The following is a 16,369-nucleotide window of genomic DNA, read 5'->3' as shown; positions in this document are numbered from 1 at the left end:
GAGCACCCCTTCACGTTTTGTTACCTGGCTCACACTTTGGCTGACAAGTCGATCAACGCAGCGCCGTCCGCAACCAGGTGACAAACTCGGCCAACTCATCGTGCCGGGACGGGTAGGCCGCAAGCCAGGGTTGCAGGCACGCCTCCAGCGCCTCGGGTTGATAGGGGCAGCCGATCAGACGCTCGCCAAGCAGCTCGAACGGGGCCGGGTCCAGGATGTCGCCAAAGAGCCGGGCACGACTGATGGCCCCCTTCTCCACATCGAAATGCAGCTCCACCCCACCCCAGCCAAAGCGTTCCTCCAGCAGATGGGTAAACGCCGGGGCGTGACCAAAGTTCCACTCCCAGCTGCGCTGGCGGGCGAAGGTTTCGGCAAAACCCGGCAAGTCTGGCATCCGCTCGGGGGAGATGTGCTCGGGCTGAACCTGCTCACCATAATGGCTGAAAAACGCCTCGCACAGGGCTTGGCTCACCTGCTGATGGTCGATGCCGGGGAGCAGCTCGCCGAGGTTGGCCACCCGACTGCGCACCGAGGTGATCCCCTTGGCCGCCAGCTTCTTGGGATCGGGATTGAGGTAGTTGGCAAGCCGGCCGAGATCGGCGTCCAGCAGCAGGGTGCCATGGTGAAAACCGCGATCCAGGGTCTCCCGGTAGGCCGAGCCCGACACCTTGCGATCCCCGTCCGGGGTGGCCACCAGCAGATCGTTACGGCCGGAAGCAAAGGCGCTCACCCCGAGCCGCTTGAGTGCATCCAGCACGATGGCAGTGGAGATGCTCTTGTCATAGCCGGGCTTGCCCGCCATGAAGGTGAAGCAGCTGTTGCCAAGGTCGTGGAACACGGCGCCACCGCCGCTGCTGCGCCTGGCCAGGATCACCCCGTCCTCTTCCATCCGGCGGGTGTTGCACTCCTTCCAGGGGTTCTGGGCGCGGCCGATCACCACGGTATTGGCGTTGCGCCACAGGAAGAGCACCCGCTGGTGCGGGTCCATCTGGCGGAAGATGCACTCCTCCACAGCCAGGTTGAAGTGGGGATCGTGGGAATCGGAGATAAGCAGACGCAGAGTAGCCATGCCGTTGCCTCGTAACGAAAAAGAGAGGGCCATGATACCACCCGGCCCCTCTCCTTTGCCCCCCTATCCCGTCCCGGCTTGCGGTGTCGTTACGAGCTCATTTCACTGCATTTTTTCTACACCCGGTCAACATGCCAGACACAGGCAAACAACACTCAAATGACTATCTCGCCCCGTTCGCTCATTTATTGACGGATTACTTGAAAAAAAGCGTCATTCAGTACAAAGTCAGCGCAAAATCAGGGTCAAACGCACCAGTCTTGAACAACAAGAGGCCTGCAACCGGGCCTTTAAGGGGTTCGTTTGTAACCATAATAACGATACTCCAACTCCAATCGTGATGAACGACACAAAAACGACATATTGGCAGTCTCATTTTGCTCCTAAAGGTGCGCCTGCCCCCTATCCCCCCCCAATGGAATTGATTACTCTGGCGATAGCAGCCGCTATCGAGGGGACCCCTGTATGACTCGAGCCCACGCCCTCCTTTTCCCTGCCTGGCATCGATGTTCCCGGTTTGTCAGCCTGCTGTTCGGATCCACCACTCTTCTCCTGTTTTCCCCTCAACTGTTCGCCACCGAACAGCTCACACTGCAGCTCAACGGACATCACCAGTTCCAGTTCGCCGGTTACTATGCCGCCCAGTTCAAGGGTTTCTATCGGGATGCCGGTTTGCAGGTCGAACTGCGCGAAGGAGAGCCCGGCATGGACACCACAGACTCAGTGCTCTCGGGCCAGGCCGGTTACGGTATTGGCAACAGCGATCTCTTGCTGGCCCGCGTCGCCGGCAAACCGGTCGTCGCCCTGGCGGCCATGATGCAGCACTCCCCCCTGGCCATCCTGACCCTGCCGGACAGCAATATCCTGCACCTCTCCGATCTGGCACAAAAACGCGTGAGCCCGGATCCCTCGTCCAGGGAACTGATCGCCTATCTGCACACCCGCTATCCGGATGCCAAGCCCACCCTGGTGCCCTACCAAAAGGGGAGCTCTGCCCTGCTGCAAGGGGAAGCTGACGCCATCGCCACTTACGGCACAGACGATGCCTACCAGCTGCAACGCCAGGGGCTCCCCTATCGCCTCCTGCGCCCCATCGACAGCGAGATCGACTTCTACGGCAATATCCTGTTTACCTCTGAGCGCGAACTCCAGATGCACCCGGATCGGGTGCTGGCCTTTCATCAGGCCAGCCTTAAGGGATGGCGCTACGCCATGGTACATCAGGAAGAGGTGATCAACTGGCTGCTCAACCACCATCCCAGCGGCTCAGGTCGCGAGCAGCTCGCCTTCGAGGCCGACGAAACCGAGCGGCTGCTCCAGCCCAATCTGGTGGAGATAGGCTACATGTACGAGGGACGCTGGCAGCAGATTGTCCACACCTATCTCAATCTCGGCCTTATCGCCAACCAGCCTGATCTGGGCCGTTTCCTCTATAACCCGGACAAGGCCCAGGACAACCGGCAACTGCGCAAACTGGAGCAGCGCATCTCCCTTGCCCTGCTGATCGGCTTCTCCCTGCTGACCCTGGTCAGCGTCTTCTGCTACCTCTACCTGAGGTTGCGCCGGGAGAGCCGTGAACGCCAGCAACTCACCCAGCGACTGGCGCAGCGCGAGCGTCACTACCGCTTCGTTGCGGAGCACAGCGCCGACGTGATCTGGACCATGGAGGTGAGCTCCCGCCGCTTCAACTACCTGAGCCCGGCCATCAGCCAGCTCTGTGGCTGGAACCGGGAAGAGGCCATGAGCCTCTCTCTGCCACAGGTGATGCCGGAGGCGTCGATCAAGCGCCTGGACGAGGAGCTGGATCTGGCGCTGGCGGCCTGGCAGCGGGGGGATCATGCCCAGACCCGGCGCGTCATCCGCCTCGAACTTCACCACAAGGATGGGCAGAGCCTGACGACCGAAACGGTCACCACCCTGCATGGCAACGAGGCAGGCGAGCCCGATGCCATCATAGGTGTCACCCGGGACATCACCGAGCAAGCCGCCGTCGCCCAGACCATGGAGCGCCTGGCCTTCTACGACCCCCTCACCAACCTGCCCAACCGCCGCCTGCTGCACAAACGGCTCAATCAGGCGCTGGCGGAGCATCAGGCCCAGCCATTGGCCCTGCTCTTTATCGATCTGGATCACTTCAAGCCGATCAACGACACCCTGGGCCACGAGGTGGGGGATGCGCTGCTGATCATGGTGGCCGAGCGGATGAGCCGGCTTATCGGCAAGGGGGGAATCGTGGCCCGCCTTGGCGGGGACGAGTTCGTGATCATGCTGCCGGGCATGGGGGCCGAGGCGCTGCCGCGGGCGGAGCAACTCCAGCGAGATCTGCTCGCCCCCTACTATCTGAGCTGTGGCCGGGAGCTGCGGATCTCGAACAGCATAGGGATCGCCCTCTATCCCGAGCATGGCCGCACGGCCAGGGAGCTGATGCACCACGCCGATCTGGCCATGTACCAGACCAAGCACGGCGGGCGCGGCCAGGTGAGCCTCTATGCGCCGGATTTGGCGCTCGATCAGGGAGCCCTGCAGTGGAATGCGAGCCACCAGTGCGGACATCCCCGCATCGATGCCGAACACCACCAGCTGTTCGTGCTGGCCAACCGGCTGCTGAGGCGAATGAAAACCCGCGAACAGGAGCCGGAGGCATTCAGGCAGGCCCTGCAGGCGCTGTGTGATGCCACCCGCCGCCACTTCGCCTTTGAAGAGACACTGCTCGAGGCCATCGACTTTCATGACAAGGCCCAGCACAAGGAGGAGCACAGACGCCTGCTGTCCCAGGCCCAGGCGCTGGCGGATGCATCGATGGAGGAGCTGGACAACCACGCCTTCCTCAACTTCATCCTGCAGGAGCTGGTGGTCGGCCACATGAACAAGACGGATCGCAGCTACTTCGCCCAGGTCAAGGCGCACCTCTACCTGCACGGCGATACCCTGGTCTTCGCCACCCCGTAATGCCGAGCGGTGCAAGAGAGACGAAGGGAGGTCATGGACCGCCCTTCGTCTCTCGGTTTGCAGATTGTTCAGGTTTCCTGATGACGACCTGACAGCAGGCTGTAGTAGAGCAGCGGGATCACCACCAGGGTGAGCAGGGTGGAGACCAGAATGCCGAAAATCAGGCTGATGGCCAGACCGTTGAAGATGGGGTCATCGAGGATGAACAGGGCTCCTATCATGGCCGCCAGCGCCGTCAGCAGGATGGGCTTGGCCCGCACCTGCGCCGCCTCGATCACGGCCAGCTCGAACGCCGTGCCCGCCGCCCGCTGCTGCTCGATGAAATCCACCAGCAAGATGCTGTTACGCACGATTATCCCGGCCAGCGCTATCATGCCGATCATCGAGGTGGCGGTGAACTGGGCCCCCAGCAGGGCATGGCCCGGCATCACCCCGATCAGGGTGAGCGGGATCGGCGCCATGATGATAAGGGGCACCAGATAGGAGCGGAACTGGGCCACCACCAGCAGGTAGATGAGGATCATTCCCACGGCGTAGGCGATCCCCATGTCGCGGAAGGTCTCATAAGTGATCTTCCACTCCCCGTCCCACAAGAGGGCCACCTCCCCCAATTTATCCGGCTGCTGCACGTAATACTGGGGCAAGTCGATATCGGCTCCGGCGGCAAACATGCCGTAGAGCGGGCTGTCGGCATGGCCCCCCATGTCGGCCACCACCATCACCATGGGCCGCATGTTCTTGTGCATGATGTAGGAGGGAGCCATCTCGTCGCGGCGACTCACCAGCTCGGATACCCGAATGAGCTGCCCGCTCTGGCTGCGCACCTTGAGCGCCAGGATGCCGGCCAGATCCCGCTTGTCGCCGGGGGCGAGCTCGACACGGATCGGTACCGGGTACTTGGCGCCCTGGCCATGCAGCCAGCTGGCATCTTGATAGCCCACGCCGCCGTTGAGGGCGGCCACCAGATCGCCAAGTTCGACCCCGAAGCGGGCCGCCTTGCTGCGATCGATCACCAGCCGCCACTTGGGCTGCGGGTCGGTCAGATAGATGTCCACATCCACCAGATCCGCCGTTTCCACAAAGCGGGCCTGCACGTCGCGCGCCGCCGCTTCACGCAGCTCCGGCGTGGGGCCATACACTTCGGCGACGATGGGTGACCAGACCGGCGGGCCGGGGGGCACCTCCACGACTTTCAGGTTGCCGCCGGCTGCGGATGCGATGGCCTGCAACGACGCCCGCACCGACTGGGCAATCTGGTGGCTGCTGCGATGGCGCGCATGCTTGTCCACCAGATTGACCTGGATATCCCCCACGTTGGCGCCACTGCGGATGAAGTAGTGGCGCACCAGCCCGTTGAAGTTGATGGGGGCGGCGCTGCCGGCGTAGATCTGGTAGTCCTTTACCTCGGGTACCCTGGCAAGCTCCCGTCCCACCGCCAGCAGGGTGCGCTCGGTCTGCTCCAGGGTAGCCCCCTCCGGCATATCGAGCACCAGCTGGAATTCTGACTTGTTGTCGAAGGGAAGCATCTTGAGCACCACCCACTGCACCACCGGCATGGCGGCGGCCCCCGCCACCAGCAGCAGGACGACCAGCCAGAGTTTGCGTCTGGCCCCCTTGGCGCCCTCACCGATCAGGAAAGGGGTCATCAGTCGCTGAAAGAGGCTGGCCTTGGCCTCGCCGTGGGCGACATGCCCCTCGCTTTTGAGCAGATGGCCCGCCAGCCAAGGGGAAAAGATAAAGGCCACCAGCAGCGAGATAAGCATCCCCATGCTGGCATTGATGGGGATGGGGCTCATGTAGGGGCCCATCAGGCCGCTGACAAACGCCATGGGCAGCAGGGCGGCGATGACGGTCAGGGTCGCCAGGATCGTTGGCCCTCCCACTTCGTCCACCGCTCCCGGGATGAGCGCCTTGAGCGTTCCCTTGCCAAGGCCGCGATGGCGGTGGATGTTCTCCACCACCACGATGGCATCATCCACCAGGATGCCGATGGAGAAGATGAGGGCAAACAGCGACACCCGGTTGAGGGTAAAGCCCCACGCCCAGCTGGCAAACAGGGTCAGTGCCAGGGTGATGATGATGGCGATGCCCACCACCAGCGCCTCGCGCCAGCCCATGCTCACCAGCACCAGCAGCACCACCGCGGTGGTGGCGAAGATGAGCTTGCCAATGAGGGTGTTGGATTTGGTCTCGGCGGTGACGCCATAGTCACGGGTCACCGTCACCTTGACCCCGGCCGGGATGAGCCGATTCTTGAGGCTCTCGACCCGGGCTTCCACCCGCTTGGCCACCTCCACCGCGTTCTGCCCCGGCTGTTTACCGATGGCCAGGGTCACCGCCGGATAGCTGCGATCCCCCTGCCCCATCCAGCTGCGCTGGGTCGGGGTCTCCTCCCCAAGCGACACCTGGGCCACATCGCCGAGGTAGACAGGTTTGCCTTCATGGAGCCCCACCACCAGCTCGCGGGCCTCCTGCTCGCTTCGCAGGAACTGGCCCACCTGTACCTTGATCTCCCGGTTGTCCTGCACGATGGCCTGCTCGCTACCCACCTGGTTGGCGGCGGCAAGACGCTGGTTGAGTTCCCCCCAGCTGATGCCATGGGCGCTGAGGGCCGCCGGATCCGGCATCACCCGCAGCACGGCGCGCTGCGCGCCCAGGCTGTAGATGTCGCGGGTGCCGGGCAGGCGCTTGAGCTCGGTCTCCAGCTCGTGGGCAACCCGGGTCAGCTCGGCGGCCCCCAGCTGCTTGCTCCAGAGCGCCAGGCTGACGATGGGCACATCGTCGATACCCCTGGGTTTGACCAGCGGCTGACCGACGCCAAGCCCCTGAGGCAGCCAGTCCCGGTTCGAGTCGAGCTGGTTGTTGAGATCGACGATGGCCTGCTCGCGGCTCACCCCCACCTTGAACACCACCACCAGCAGGGCGCCGTCCGGGCGGGAGAAGGAGTAGAGGGTGTCTATCCCCTTTATCTGGGAAATAACCTGTTCGGCAGGGGTGGTGACGAGGGATTCGACCTCGGCGGGGCTAGCGCCCGGAAAGGGAATATAGACATCGGCGAAGGTGACATCGATCTGCGGCTCCTCCTCCTTGGGAGTCACCAGCACCGCAAACAACCCGAGCAAGAGCCCCACCAGTGCCAGCAGCGGCGTGATGGCCGAGCCCTGAAACAGCGCCGCCAGTCGCCCGGCCGGTCCCAGCTTGTGATCACTCATGGGCGACCTCCTGCTGGCGCGCCCAGGCATCCGCCGCGACCCGATCACCCCCTTGCAGGCCGGCCAGGATCTCGCACAGTCCCTGCCAGCAATCGCCGACCCGCACCGGCGTCAGGGCCCAGCCATCTCCCTGCCTGAGGTAGACACCATTGAACACCCCCTGGCGCAGCAGGGCCTTGGCCGGGAGCTGCAGCACCTGGCGCTCACCGCGCCTCAGCTGCACCTTGAGCCACATGCCGGGCAGTACCCCGGCGGTTTTTGGCGGCAGATCGAGGCGCAGGCGAAAGGCGTGGCTCTGGTTGTCGGCGTAGTTGAAGCGGGTCAGCTTGAGGGGCGTAACGGCCTTGCCATCCGGTAGCAATACCTGCACATCCACAGGTTGACCGGCCAGAGCGAGGGCGGACTGGGGCAGCTCCAGCTCCACTCGCAAGGCATCGAGGGAGAAGCCCGAGAGCAGCGGGGTGCCGGGAGCCACCGTCTCCCCCAGCGCCACCAACCGCTTGGTGACGACCCCGGCGTAAGGCGCCAGGATGCGGGTATAACCATAGGCCTCGCGGGCCTGGGTGAGGGCCGCCTCGGCGGCATTCACCTCGGCGCGGGCGGCTCGATCGCTGGCCTGGGCCGTGTCGAGCTGGGCGCGGGTGATCACTCCCTTGGTGATGAGGGCCTGGAAGCGGGCGAGCTGACGCTCGGCCTCCACCTGCTGGGCCTGTGCCCGCGCCAGTCGCGCCTGCGCACCGGTGACGGCGGCAAACTGCTCCTTGCCGCTGATCTCGAGCAGAGGCTGCCCGGCCTGCACCTCATCGTTCACATCCACCAGCATGCGGGAGACACGGCCGCTGGTCTGGGCCGCCACCGTGCCCTGATTGATGGCGCTGACGGTGCCATCCAGTGTCAGCCAGTCACTGATCTGGCGAGGAGAGACGGTCAGCACCTCGATGCTACCAGCCTCGGTGGCCCCAGCCAGGGGAGATGTCATGACCAGCAGTACGGCCCCCAGCAAACGGATGTTGCCCATGATAATCCTCCTTCCCTGGATGGTGATTCGCGCTATGTCATCAGGCAATGCGAGGCTGGCTCGCCCTCACCCATACCTTGTCGACCAGCAAGATCCCGGCCACCATGGCCGCAATGAACAACAATATCATGGGCTGGCCGCTGGAAATGAGACTCAAGGCTGGCCCGGGACAAATCCCCACCAACCCCCAGCCGATACCAAACAGAGCCGAGCCACCAATGAGACGACGATCCAGCACCGGCTTGGGCACCACGGCGATAGGATTGCCCAACAGGCTCAGACGCCGCGGCTTGACCAGCAGCAGATAACCCGGAGTAAACACCAGCAGGGCGCCCCCCATCACGAATCCCAGGCTGGGATCCCAATTGCCCGCCAGGTCGAGAAACCCTGTGACCCGGGCCGGATCCACCATGCCGGAGATGGCCAGCCCCAGACCAAACAGCAAACCGGCGAACAAACTTGTCAGCAAATTCATGGCAATCAGCCTCTTAGAAGAAATGGTGAGTCAAAAACACGGTCACTATGCCGGTCGTCATAAAGGTGAGGGTGGCCACGATGGAGCGGCGGGACAGACGCCCCATGCCGCAGATGCCGTGACCACTGGTGCAGCCATTGCCAAGGCGGGAACCGACGCCGACCAGCAGACCCGCCAGCAGCACCAGCGGCCAGCCAGGCAGGGCCGTGAAGTCGGGCATCTTGGCCCACCCCAGGGTCAGGGCCAGCCAGGCTCCCGCTCCCAGTCCCAGCAAGAAGAGCCAGCGCCAGGCCTGCTTTTGTTGCAGGGCTCCCGCCAGAATGCCGCTGATCCCGGCGACCCGGCCGTTGCACAACAACAGGATCAGAGCGGCCAATCCGGCCAGCATGCCCCCGCCCAGGGAGAGCAGCCATTGCGTTTCCATCATCAAGATTCCTTATTTTCAGAGTGACAAAAATGGGCTTGCAGCGCCCCGAGCACATCGACCGCCGCCTCGCTCGCCAGCGAGTAGAAGATCTGCTGGGAGACCTTGCGGGACTGGATCAGCCCGTGACGCTTCAATACCGACAATTGCTGGGAGAAGGCCGACTGCCCCAGCTGGCTGTGGGCCAGCAGTTCGCCGACCCCTTTCTCCCCTTCCACCAGTTGACAGAGCACCATCAACCGCTCCGGATGAGCCAGGGCCTTGAGTAACGCAGCCGCCGCGCTCGCGTGGCGGGTCATCTCATCGAACTGTGTCATAAGCAGTAAATTAGTAGTTGCTTATATTTGGTTTTATTCTATAAATAAAAACTAAATTAGCAACATCTAATTTAAAGATCAGCCACCACCAAGGAAAGGAGCAACACATGACGGTAGACAATGGCGTGAGGATAGTCGCAGGCTGCATGCTGCTGCTGTCGCTGGCACTGACCCACTGGGTTCACCCGGGCTTTGTCTGGTTGAGCGTCTTCGTCGGGGTCAACCTGATCCAGAGCGCGTTCACCGGGTTCTGTCCGGCGGCCATGATCCTCAAGCGAATGGGGTTTAAATAACCTGGATCCGAGATGCCGCACGAAGAGGCAGGCAACGCTCAATTGTTGCAAGATGTTGCCAAAAGAGCCTGAAGGTTTACCCGGCCTGGTTAGTTGGCTATGATCCCTGCCTCTTATCAATAGCGGAGACCATCAGTGGGCAACTCATCAAGTGACAGTTGTAGACCGACCCTCGTCGTCGGTACCCGGGTCGCGAGCTAGCCGCAGGTCTTCCTCTGCCGCTTGCTCGCAGCCCTGCGAGAAGCGGAAATCCACTCCCCTTTCTCTTTTTACACTTGACGTCAGGTGACCGGGCCAAGGCCGGGACACCTTGCCTGCATAGTTTCTGCTTCCCACAAGGAGGCTGCTATGCGTTTTGTTTCAACATCGTCTGTCACCGTCCGGACCCATCCCCTGCTGAGCAGGTTGGGCCGTGGTTTGCTGCCGCTCTGGCTGCGCCACAAGCAACATCGCCACCACTACCGGCTGCAGATCCGCTGCCAGGATCGCGCCGATATGGAGCAGGTGCTCGACATGGTCAGTCACACCCTGCAACCGGCGGGCCTGCATCCCTTGCAGTCTCTGCGACCGGGACGCGGCGGTAGCCGGGAGCTGGTGCTGAGCCTCGACTGCACCCCGCCCCAGCGGCGTTATCTGGTGCAGTTCGTGCACCAGGTCGGGGTTCAGCATCCGGTTCGCTGGGAGCTGCGTCCCCGTCGCGACCCCGAGACCGTGCTCAGTTGACCTGACATCCGGGGCCGGCCCTGCCGGCCCCTTTCCATCCATTCCAACGACCCGCTTGCATCCTCCATAGGCGGGTCATGTCTTCGTGCGCCCTTTTCATGTCGACATGGTCGCTGGCGCACGAGACGGCCAGCTGCTGGCAACGGGATCGCTCAACAGAGCCACTTGCCTGCAGCAAGGCCATTCGCAACCGGAAGGAGCAAACCATGAAAATGTGGCAACAACTCGATGTGATCGCCCTGGGCGACACCCTGGCCAGCCTGCTGCTGGCCTTCGTGCTCGGCAGCCTGGTGGGGCTGGAGCGCCAGTATCGCCAGCGTACCGCCGGCCTTCGCACCAACGTGCTGGTCGCCGTAGGCGCGGCCCTGTTCGTCAACCTGGCCCAGCGTATCCACGACCTGCATGGCGGTACTTATGGCGTGGTTCATGTAGTGGCCTATATCGTCTCCGGCATCGGCTTTCTCGGCGCCGGCGTCATCATGCGCGAATCGGGCAACATCCGCGGCATCAACACGGCGGCCACCCTGTGGGGCGTTGCCGCCGTCGGGGCGGCCTGCGGTGCCGGCCTCGCCATGGAGGCGGTACTCGGCGCCCTGTTCGTTCTGGCCGCCAACACCCTGCTGCGCCCTCTGGTCAACCAGATCAACCGCCGCCCGGTAGACAATCTCGATACCGAGGTGACCTGCAAGGTGACGGTGCTCACCTCCCGCAAGCACCAGAAAGAGGTGCTGCACTGGCTGGAAGAGATGCTGGAGCGGGCCGACTACCCCTTGAGCGAGCTGGATATAGCGCCGTTCGGCGAGCGGGACCTGGAGATCTCGGCGGTGCTGCTCGCCACCTCCATCGACGGCGACGAGCTCGATGCCCTGATGCAAAAGCTGAGTATTCACCCTCATATCAAGCAGGTGTTCTGGCATGCCAGCACCGCAGATTGACACCGGCCGTCCCACCGCCCAAGACACAAAAGCCCCGCCAATATTGGCGGGGCTTTTGTGTCTTGGGCGCCAGTCGAGTGACACAGACTAGGCAGTGTGGCTTGCCTGGCGGCGGCTTCGCCAGCGTATGCGCGAATTGATCACCTGGGCGGTCTGGGTGGGGGGATTGCCCGCAATCAGCCGCTGCATCAGCTCGAAGGCGGCGCGGGCCAGGGCCGGGCAATCCTGGGCCACCGAGTCGATGCGCATGGGGATGCAGTCGAGCAGGTCGTGATCGTCGAAGGTGCACAGCCGCATCCCAGTCTCCATCAGCCCCGCCTCGTTGAGGTAGCGCAGCACCCCCTCCAGCAGGGTGAAAGAGGCGGTGAAGAGCCCCTTCGGCGGCGCCCCGAGCTCGGCCACCAGCTCGGCCATCAGCTGATAGCCCGAGCTTGGCTGGTAGTCGCGGTGACGAACCCGGTCTGATGTGGCCTCCAGCCCGGCGCGGTGCAACCCCAGCTCGTAGCCCGCCAGCCGGTGGCGGCTGGGGGAGAGATCCAGCAGGCCGCCGAAGTAGTAGATCTCCTCCCCGCAGCCGGCCGCCATGTCCTGCACCAGCTCGGCGGTGGCCTTGCAGGCATCCGAGATCACCATGGGCAGGCGCGACTCGCCGATGTGGCGGTCGAGCTGCACCACCGGCAGACGGTCGTGGATGCGGGCATAGATGTCGTCGCTGTGGCCACTGGAGGCGACAATGAGGCCGTCCACCTGGCGGCTGATAAGGTTGTCCACCACCCGCTGCTCCAGGGTGGGGTCATCCTCGGAGCAGGCGATGAGCAGCTGGATCCCCGCCTCCCGGCAATGGGCCTCCAGGGCCCGGGCGATGCTGGCAAAGCCGAAGTTGGTGAGGTCGGGGATCACCAGTCCCCAGGTGTAACTGCGCGCCTCCCGCAGGGAGCGGGCATGGATGCTCGGCTGGTAGTGGCACTCGTCCGCCACCGCCTGGATCCGCTTGCGGGTGTCGTCGGCGATGCGGTACTCCGCACTCTTGCCGTTGAGCACCAGGCTGGCGGTGGCCTTGGAAACCCCCGCGAGCGTGGCTATCTGGGCAATCGTGATCCGTTTCTTCTTCTCCACCTGACCTCCCGGCAAACTGACACCGGGCTATTGTACAAGGCAGGCCGCCAGCGGCCAGTGATAGAGGCAAATTTTGCTGTCATCACCGTCACAACGTGCGGAAAGTACTGGATTTTCACCGGGGAAGTAGCGGGTAGACAGGGTCTGGCGACCGCCATCCACGAAACACTCCAGGCTGGAGCGGTCACACAAAACGGTGATACTCCCCCCAAGCCAGGGGCAGGATCGCTCCTCCCACTCCCCGCTCTGCCAGTTCTGACGACGCAGGATGAGACGCCCCGGTTGCCAGACCAGCTCGGCCACGGCGCCGAACCCGAGGCTCCCCTCACCGCACAGAGCCAGATCGAGCCAGGCCGAGTCGATGGCCAGGGCAGGCAGCTCGCCCGGCGCCCCCTCGAAGCGGGTCGGCTCCCCCTTGAGGGCCGAGATCTCCGCCACCGGCCGCTGGCAGAGCCAGTCGCCTTGCCAGAACAGCTCCCGCGGGCAGCTCATCTGATGGATCCAGCCATGCTCGAGGGTGGGCTGGCTCATCTCGTTCTCTTCGGGCAACCCCAGCCAGGCGAACAGCAGGCGGCGCCCCTGGCTGTCCTGAGTGGTCTGAGGCGCGTAGAACTCGAAGCCTCGGTCCAGCTCGTGGAAGGCCCCGTGCGCAAACTGGGCGCCGTCGAAGTGGCCCGCCAGCCAGCCGCACTGGTAGAGGTTGCGATAATCCTCCCCTTGTGGCGCTATGCCCTGGGGGCAGCTGATCAGCACGTGGCGGTCCGCCAGAGGGAAGAGGTCCGGGCACTCCCACATATAGCCGAACTCGCCGAAGCCCCCGCGCCCGCTGCCGGCGATGGGGCCGACCAGCGTCCAACCATCCAGCGCATCGCCGCGATAGAGCAGCACCTCACCCCGATCGTCCAGGGTGCGGGCCCCCAGCACCATCAGCCACTGCCGACCGTCGTGCCACACCTTGGGGTCGCGCACATGGCCGCTGTAGCCTGCGGGCAGGTCCAGCACGGGCCCCAGCTTCGCAAAGCCGCCCTCACCGTCGGCGCGGGCCAGACACTGGTAGGCGGTGCGGCTGCCGTCCGGGTATTTGACGTTGCCGGTGTAGATAAGGGTCAGACGCCCCTGCTCGTCGCTCACCGCCGAGCCGGAGTAACAGCCGCTCTGCTCGTAGGGCTCGATGGGCAGCAGGGCCGGCAGCTCGTGCTGCCAGTGCAGCAGATCGGTGGAGGTGACGTGGCCCCAGCCCTTGTTGGCGTGTGCGCAACCCAGCGGGTTCCACTGGTAGAAGAGATGGTAGCGCCCGCCGTGCTCGATGAAGCCGTTGGGATCGTTGAGCAGCCCCACCGGGGCTGCCAGGTGCCAGCGGGGCCGATGGGGATCGGCCGCCGCCTTGAGCTGTCCGGCCAGCAGGGACCGGACAACCTGTTTGAGGAATTGGCTCTCCTTCATCACTCCACCTTGTACTTGAGCAGGTAGGAGGCGGCGAAAGCGGCGCCAAAGGCGATCACCAGGCCGATGACGTAGTGGATAAGGCTCATGGGCTGGACGATGGCCATGCCCGGGATGCCGGTCAGACCCACCGCCGTCATCCCCACCTTGGCCGCCACCACGTAGGCGCCGCCGCAGGCCCCGCCGAACAGACCGGCCAGGAAGGGCTTGATGTAGCGCAGGTTGACCCCGAAGATCGCCGCCTCCGTGATGCCGAGCAGGCAGGACATGGCCGCCGGCACGGTGATGGCCTTGATCTTCACATCCCGGGTCTTGAAGTAGACCGCGAGACAGGCGCCGCCCTGAGCCACGTTGGCCATGGCCCAGATGGGCAGCAGGAAGTTGACGCCGATGGCCGGGTTGGCCAGCAGGCCCGCCTCGATGGCGTGGAAGCTGTGATGGATGCCGGTGATGACGATAAGCGAATAAGTCCCGCCAAACACCAGACCCGCCAGCCAACCCGCCTGCTCATAGAGGGCGCTCAGGCCGAACGAGATGCCATCCCCCAATACCCGACCTGCCGGGCCGATAAAGAGCAGCGCCACGAAGCCGGTGATGATGACGGTCAGGAAGGGGGTGAGGATGAGATCCAGGGCGTCAGGGACGCGCCTTCTCAGCTGTTTCTCCAGGTGGGACATGAACCAGACCGCCAGCAGCACCGGGAAGACGGTGCCCTGATAGCCGATCATGGCCACGTCCAGCCCGAAGAAGTCCATGGTCTTGAAGCCCCCCGCCACGCCCCAGGCGTTGGTGAGGGCCGGGTGGGTCAGAATACCCCCCAGCGTCGCCCCGAGATAGGGGTTGCCGCCAAACTCCCGCGCCGCGGTGAAACCGATCAGGATGGGCAGGATGACAAAGGCCGCCGAGCTGAACATGTCCAGCATGATGAACAGCGCGCTGTCGGCATTGACCCAGCCATAGGTGCGCACCATGCCGAGCAGCCCCATCAGCAGGCCGGAGGCGACGATGGCCGGAATGATGGGCACGAAGATGTTGGACAGCGTCCGCGCCAGGCGCTGGGCCACGTTGAGCTTGGCCGCCGCCAGGTCGGTCAGCTCCGCCTTGCTGGCGGTGCCGGTGCCGGTCAGGGCCACGAACTCCGCATGGACCTTGTTGACCAGGCCGGTGCCGAAGATCACCTGGATCTGGCCGGCGTTGCTGAAGCACCCCTTGACCCCGTCCAGCTTGTCGATGGCGGCCTTGTTCACCTTGCTGTCGTCCGCCAGCACAAGCCGCAGCCGGGTGGCGCAGTGGGCGGCGCTGACGATGTTCTCCTTGCCCCCGAGCAGGGGCACAAGATCCTTGGCTATCGCACTGATATTCATATTCTTCCTCTTATGGCCCGCCGTCGGCAGGCCCTTGTCACATGAGAGTAGGGTCTGTCGACCCGCGGTTCTAGCCGCGGATCAACAGCCGCTTGCGCCTGATCGCAAAAAGGCATCCAGTTCGGTGCGACTCGGCAGCGCCGTCATCGCCCCCTTGGCGGTGGTGGCCAGCGCCCCGCAGCCGTGGGCCCGGGCCAGGATGGCGGGCAGCTCATCCAGAGCGGGCAGCGACCTCCGTTCGGCCAAGGCCGCCAGCAAACCGGCAACGAAGGCATCCCCCGCCCCCGTGGTGTCGATGGGCACCACTTTGGGCCCCACCCACTCCAGCAGCTCGCCGCCGAGACGAGCCACCACGCCGGCCGCCCCCCGGGTCACCAGCACCAGGGCCGGGCCTGAAATGGTGGCGAGCCCCGCCGCCAGATCGTCCAGACCGCTCAGCAGTTGCAGCTCCTCCACCGAGAGCTTGACCACGTCCGCGAGGGCGATGGCCTCGCGCACCACGGGCAGCATCTCGGCGGGGTTTCCCCACACCTCGGGCCTCAGGTTCGGATCGAAGCAGACCCGCCCCCCGACGGCCCGGATGGTCGCCATGGCTTGCAGGCAGCTGCCACGCACCGGCTCGTTGGCGAGCGCGATGGAGCAGGTCAGCAGCCACTGCCCGGCCTGGAAGACCGGCAGATCGGCGGGGGTCAGGAACTGATCCGCGCTGGGCCTCACCATAAAGGTGAAGCTGCGCTCGCCCTCCGAGTCGAGCTCCACCAGCACTGTGCTGGTGCGATGGGCCGGGTCCAGAGTCAGGTAGCGAATGTCGACTCCTTCGCTGGCCAGGGTATCGGCCATAAAGCGGCCGAAGGGATCGGCGCCGACCCGGCCGATGAAGGCCGACTCCCCGTCGAGCCGGGCCACCCCGACGGCCACGTTGGCCGGCGCGCCGCCCGGACACCTGAGGTAGTGCTGCTCCCCTTCCGGGATCAAGTCCACCACCGCATCCCCCATTACCCACACACGATTCGTCACCTTGCTACTCCACT

The 16,369-nt window shown here is 64.3% G+C and carries 14 protein-coding genes; 4 read left to right on the top strand and 10 right to left on the bottom strand.

Going from position 1 to position 16,369, the window contains the following annotated elements; genetic code table 11:
• Window positions 1-52 precede the first annotated feature (52 nt).
• On the bottom strand, window positions 53-1,069 hold the full coding sequence (locus MRK42_RS06760) for a lipoate--protein ligase A (protein ID WP_225633017.1): 1,017 nt from the start codon (window positions 1,067-1,069) through the stop codon (window positions 53-55).
• A 465-nt stretch (window positions 1,070-1,534) separates the two neighbouring features.
• On the opposite strand from MRK42_RS06760, the gene MRK42_RS06755 reads away from it, so the two are divergent.
• On the top strand, window positions 1,535-4,018 hold the full coding sequence (locus tag MRK42_RS06755) for a diguanylate cyclase (protein ID WP_338612015.1): 2,484 nt from the start codon (window positions 1,535-1,537) through the stop codon (window positions 4,016-4,018).
• Window positions 4,019-4,086: 68 nt separating this feature from the next.
• Here MRK42_RS06755 and MRK42_RS06750 read toward each other — a convergent pair whose 3' ends face one another.
• Genes MRK42_RS06750 through MRK42_RS06730 form a run of 5 tightly spaced genes read right to left on the bottom strand, consistent with a single transcriptional unit; the run spans window position 4,087 to window position 9,464 of the window.
• Window positions 4,087-7,260, bottom strand: a complete 3,174-nt coding sequence (locus tag MRK42_RS06750; protein ID WP_338612014.1) for an efflux RND transporter permease subunit — start codon at window positions 7,258-7,260, stop codon at window positions 4,087-4,089.
• The gene (locus tag MRK42_RS06745; RefSeq protein ID WP_338612013.1) at window positions 7,223-8,248 is read right to left on the bottom strand and encodes an efflux RND transporter periplasmic adaptor subunit; all 1,026 of its coding nucleotides are present in this window, start codon (window positions 8,246-8,248) and stop codon (window positions 7,223-7,225) included. Before MRK42_RS06745 ends, MRK42_RS06750 begins: the two co-directional genes overlap by 38 nt.
• A gap of 40 nt (window positions 8,249-8,288) precedes the next feature.
• Window positions 8,289-8,723 carry a YeeE/YedE family protein gene (locus MRK42_RS06740; protein ID WP_223380216.1) on the bottom strand — a complete coding sequence of 145 codons (435 nt, stop codon included), beginning with the start codon at window positions 8,721-8,723 and terminating at the stop codon, window positions 8,289-8,291.
• 13 nt (window positions 8,724-8,736) lie between these two features.
• The gene (locus MRK42_RS06735; RefSeq protein ID WP_026456402.1) at window positions 8,737-9,150 is read right to left on the bottom strand and encodes a YeeE/YedE thiosulfate transporter family protein; all 414 of its coding nucleotides are present in this window, start codon (window positions 9,148-9,150) and stop codon (window positions 8,737-8,739) included.
• Window positions 9,150-9,464, bottom strand: a complete 315-nt coding sequence (locus MRK42_RS06730; RefSeq protein WP_042072085.1) for a metalloregulator ArsR/SmtB family transcription factor — start codon at window positions 9,462-9,464, stop codon at window positions 9,150-9,152. Before MRK42_RS06730 ends, MRK42_RS06735 begins: the two co-directional genes overlap by 1 nt.
• Window positions 9,465-9,571: 107 nt before the next feature.
• Here MRK42_RS06730 and MRK42_RS06725 point away from each other — a divergent pair, with 107 nt between their 5' ends.
• The 3 genes from MRK42_RS06725 to MRK42_RS06715 all read left to right on the top strand — a co-directional run bounded on the left by MRK42_RS06725 (window position 9,572) and on the right by MRK42_RS06715 (window position 11,415).
• Window positions 9,572-9,757 (top strand): DUF2892 domain-containing protein, encoded by a 186-nt coding sequence (locus MRK42_RS06725; protein ID WP_124238345.1) that lies wholly within the window; start codon window positions 9,572-9,574, stop codon window positions 9,755-9,757.
• Window positions 9,758-10,105: 348 nt separating this feature from the next.
• Window positions 10,106-10,480, top strand: coding sequence for a hypothetical protein (locus MRK42_RS06720; protein WP_338612012.1), 375 nt, complete (start codon window positions 10,106-10,108; stop codon window positions 10,478-10,480).
• A gap of 206 nt (window positions 10,481-10,686) precedes the next feature.
• Window positions 10,687-11,415, top strand: a complete 729-nt coding sequence (locus tag MRK42_RS06715) for an MgtC/SapB family protein (RefSeq protein WP_338612011.1) — start codon at window positions 10,687-10,689, stop codon at window positions 11,413-11,415.
• An 87-nt stretch (window positions 11,416-11,502) separates the two neighbouring features.
• On the opposite strand, the gene MRK42_RS06710 is transcribed toward MRK42_RS06715, so the two are convergent.
• From MRK42_RS06710 to MRK42_RS06695, 4 genes are all read right to left on the bottom strand, one after another.
• On the bottom strand, window positions 11,503-12,531 hold the full coding sequence (locus tag MRK42_RS06710) for a substrate-binding domain-containing protein (RefSeq protein WP_338612010.1): 1,029 nt from the start codon (window positions 12,529-12,531) through the stop codon (window positions 11,503-11,505).
• A gap of 27 nt (window positions 12,532-12,558) precedes the next feature.
• On the bottom strand, window positions 12,559-13,974 hold the full coding sequence (locus MRK42_RS06705; RefSeq protein ID WP_354688946.1) for a sucrose-6-phosphate hydrolase: 1,416 nt from the start codon (window positions 13,972-13,974) through the stop codon (window positions 12,559-12,561).
• Window positions 13,974-15,338 (bottom strand): sucrose-specific PTS transporter subunit IIBC, encoded by a 1,365-nt coding sequence (locus MRK42_RS06700; RefSeq protein ID WP_338612008.1) that lies wholly within the window; start codon window positions 15,336-15,338, stop codon window positions 13,974-13,976. Before MRK42_RS06700 ends, MRK42_RS06705 begins: the two co-directional genes overlap by 1 nt.
• Before the next feature lie 81 nt (window positions 15,339-15,419).
• The gene (locus tag MRK42_RS06695) at window positions 15,420-16,334 is read right to left on the bottom strand and encodes an aminoimidazole riboside kinase (protein ID WP_354689044.1); all 915 of its coding nucleotides are present in this window, start codon (window positions 16,332-16,334) and stop codon (window positions 15,420-15,422) included.
• Window positions 16,335-16,369 lie beyond the last annotated feature (35 nt).

Origin of the sequence: Aeromonas sp. 19NY04SH05-1, from assembly GCF_040581895.1 — a bacterium.
Taxonomy (GTDB): Bacteria; Pseudomonadota; Gammaproteobacteria; order Enterobacterales; family Aeromonadaceae; genus Aeromonas; species Aeromonas enteropelogenes.
The sequence above is the reverse complement of the archived record's forward strand: the minus strand, read 5'-3'. Positions and strand labels throughout refer to the sequence as shown.

Excerpts from the sequence above, each read along its gene's own strand:
- MRK42_RS06760 (WP_225633017.1), bottom strand. The coding sequence starts at position 1,069 with ATGGCTACTCTGCGTCTGCTTATCTCCGATTCCCACGATCCCCACTTC.
- MRK42_RS06715 (WP_338612011.1), top strand. The coding sequence starts at position 10,687 with ATGAAAATGTGGCAACAACTCGATGTGATCGCCCTGGGCGACACCCTG.
- MRK42_RS06745 (WP_338612013.1), bottom strand. The coding sequence starts at position 8,248 with ATGGGCAACATCCGTTTGCTGGGGGCCGTACTGCTGGTCATGACATCT.
- MRK42_RS06735 (WP_026456402.1), bottom strand. The coding sequence starts at position 9,150 with ATGATGGAAACGCAATGGCTGCTCTCCCTGGGCGGGGGCATGCTGGCC.
- MRK42_RS06725 (WP_124238345.1), top strand. The coding sequence starts at position 9,572 with ATGACGGTAGACAATGGCGTGAGGATAGTCGCAGGCTGCATGCTGCTG.
- MRK42_RS06705 (WP_354688946.1), bottom strand. The coding sequence starts at position 13,974 with ATGAAGGAGAGCCAATTCCTCAAACAGGTTGTCCGGTCCCTGCTGGCC.
- MRK42_RS06720 (WP_338612012.1), top strand. The coding sequence starts at position 10,106 with ATGCGTTTTGTTTCAACATCGTCTGTCACCGTCCGGACCCATCCCCTG.
- MRK42_RS06730 (WP_042072085.1), bottom strand. The coding sequence starts at position 9,464 with ATGACACAGTTCGATGAGATGACCCGCCACGCGAGCGCGGCGGCTGCG.
- MRK42_RS06700 (WP_338612008.1), bottom strand. The coding sequence starts at position 15,338 with ATGAATATCAGTGCGATAGCCAAGGATCTTGTGCCCCTGCTCGGGGGC.
- MRK42_RS06695 (WP_354689044.1), bottom strand. The coding sequence starts at position 16,334 with ATGGGGGATGCGGTGGTGGACTTGATCCCGGAAGGGGAGCAGCACTAC.
- MRK42_RS06755 (WP_338612015.1), top strand. The coding sequence starts at position 1,535 with ATGACTCGAGCCCACGCCCTCCTTTTCCCTGCCTGGCATCGATGTTCC.
- MRK42_RS06740 (WP_223380216.1), bottom strand. The coding sequence starts at position 8,723 with ATGAATTTGCTGACAAGTTTGTTCGCCGGTTTGCTGTTTGGTCTGGGG.
- MRK42_RS06750 (WP_338612014.1), bottom strand. The coding sequence starts at position 7,260 with ATGCCTGGGCGCGCCAGCAGGAGGTCGCCCATGAGTGATCACAAGCTG.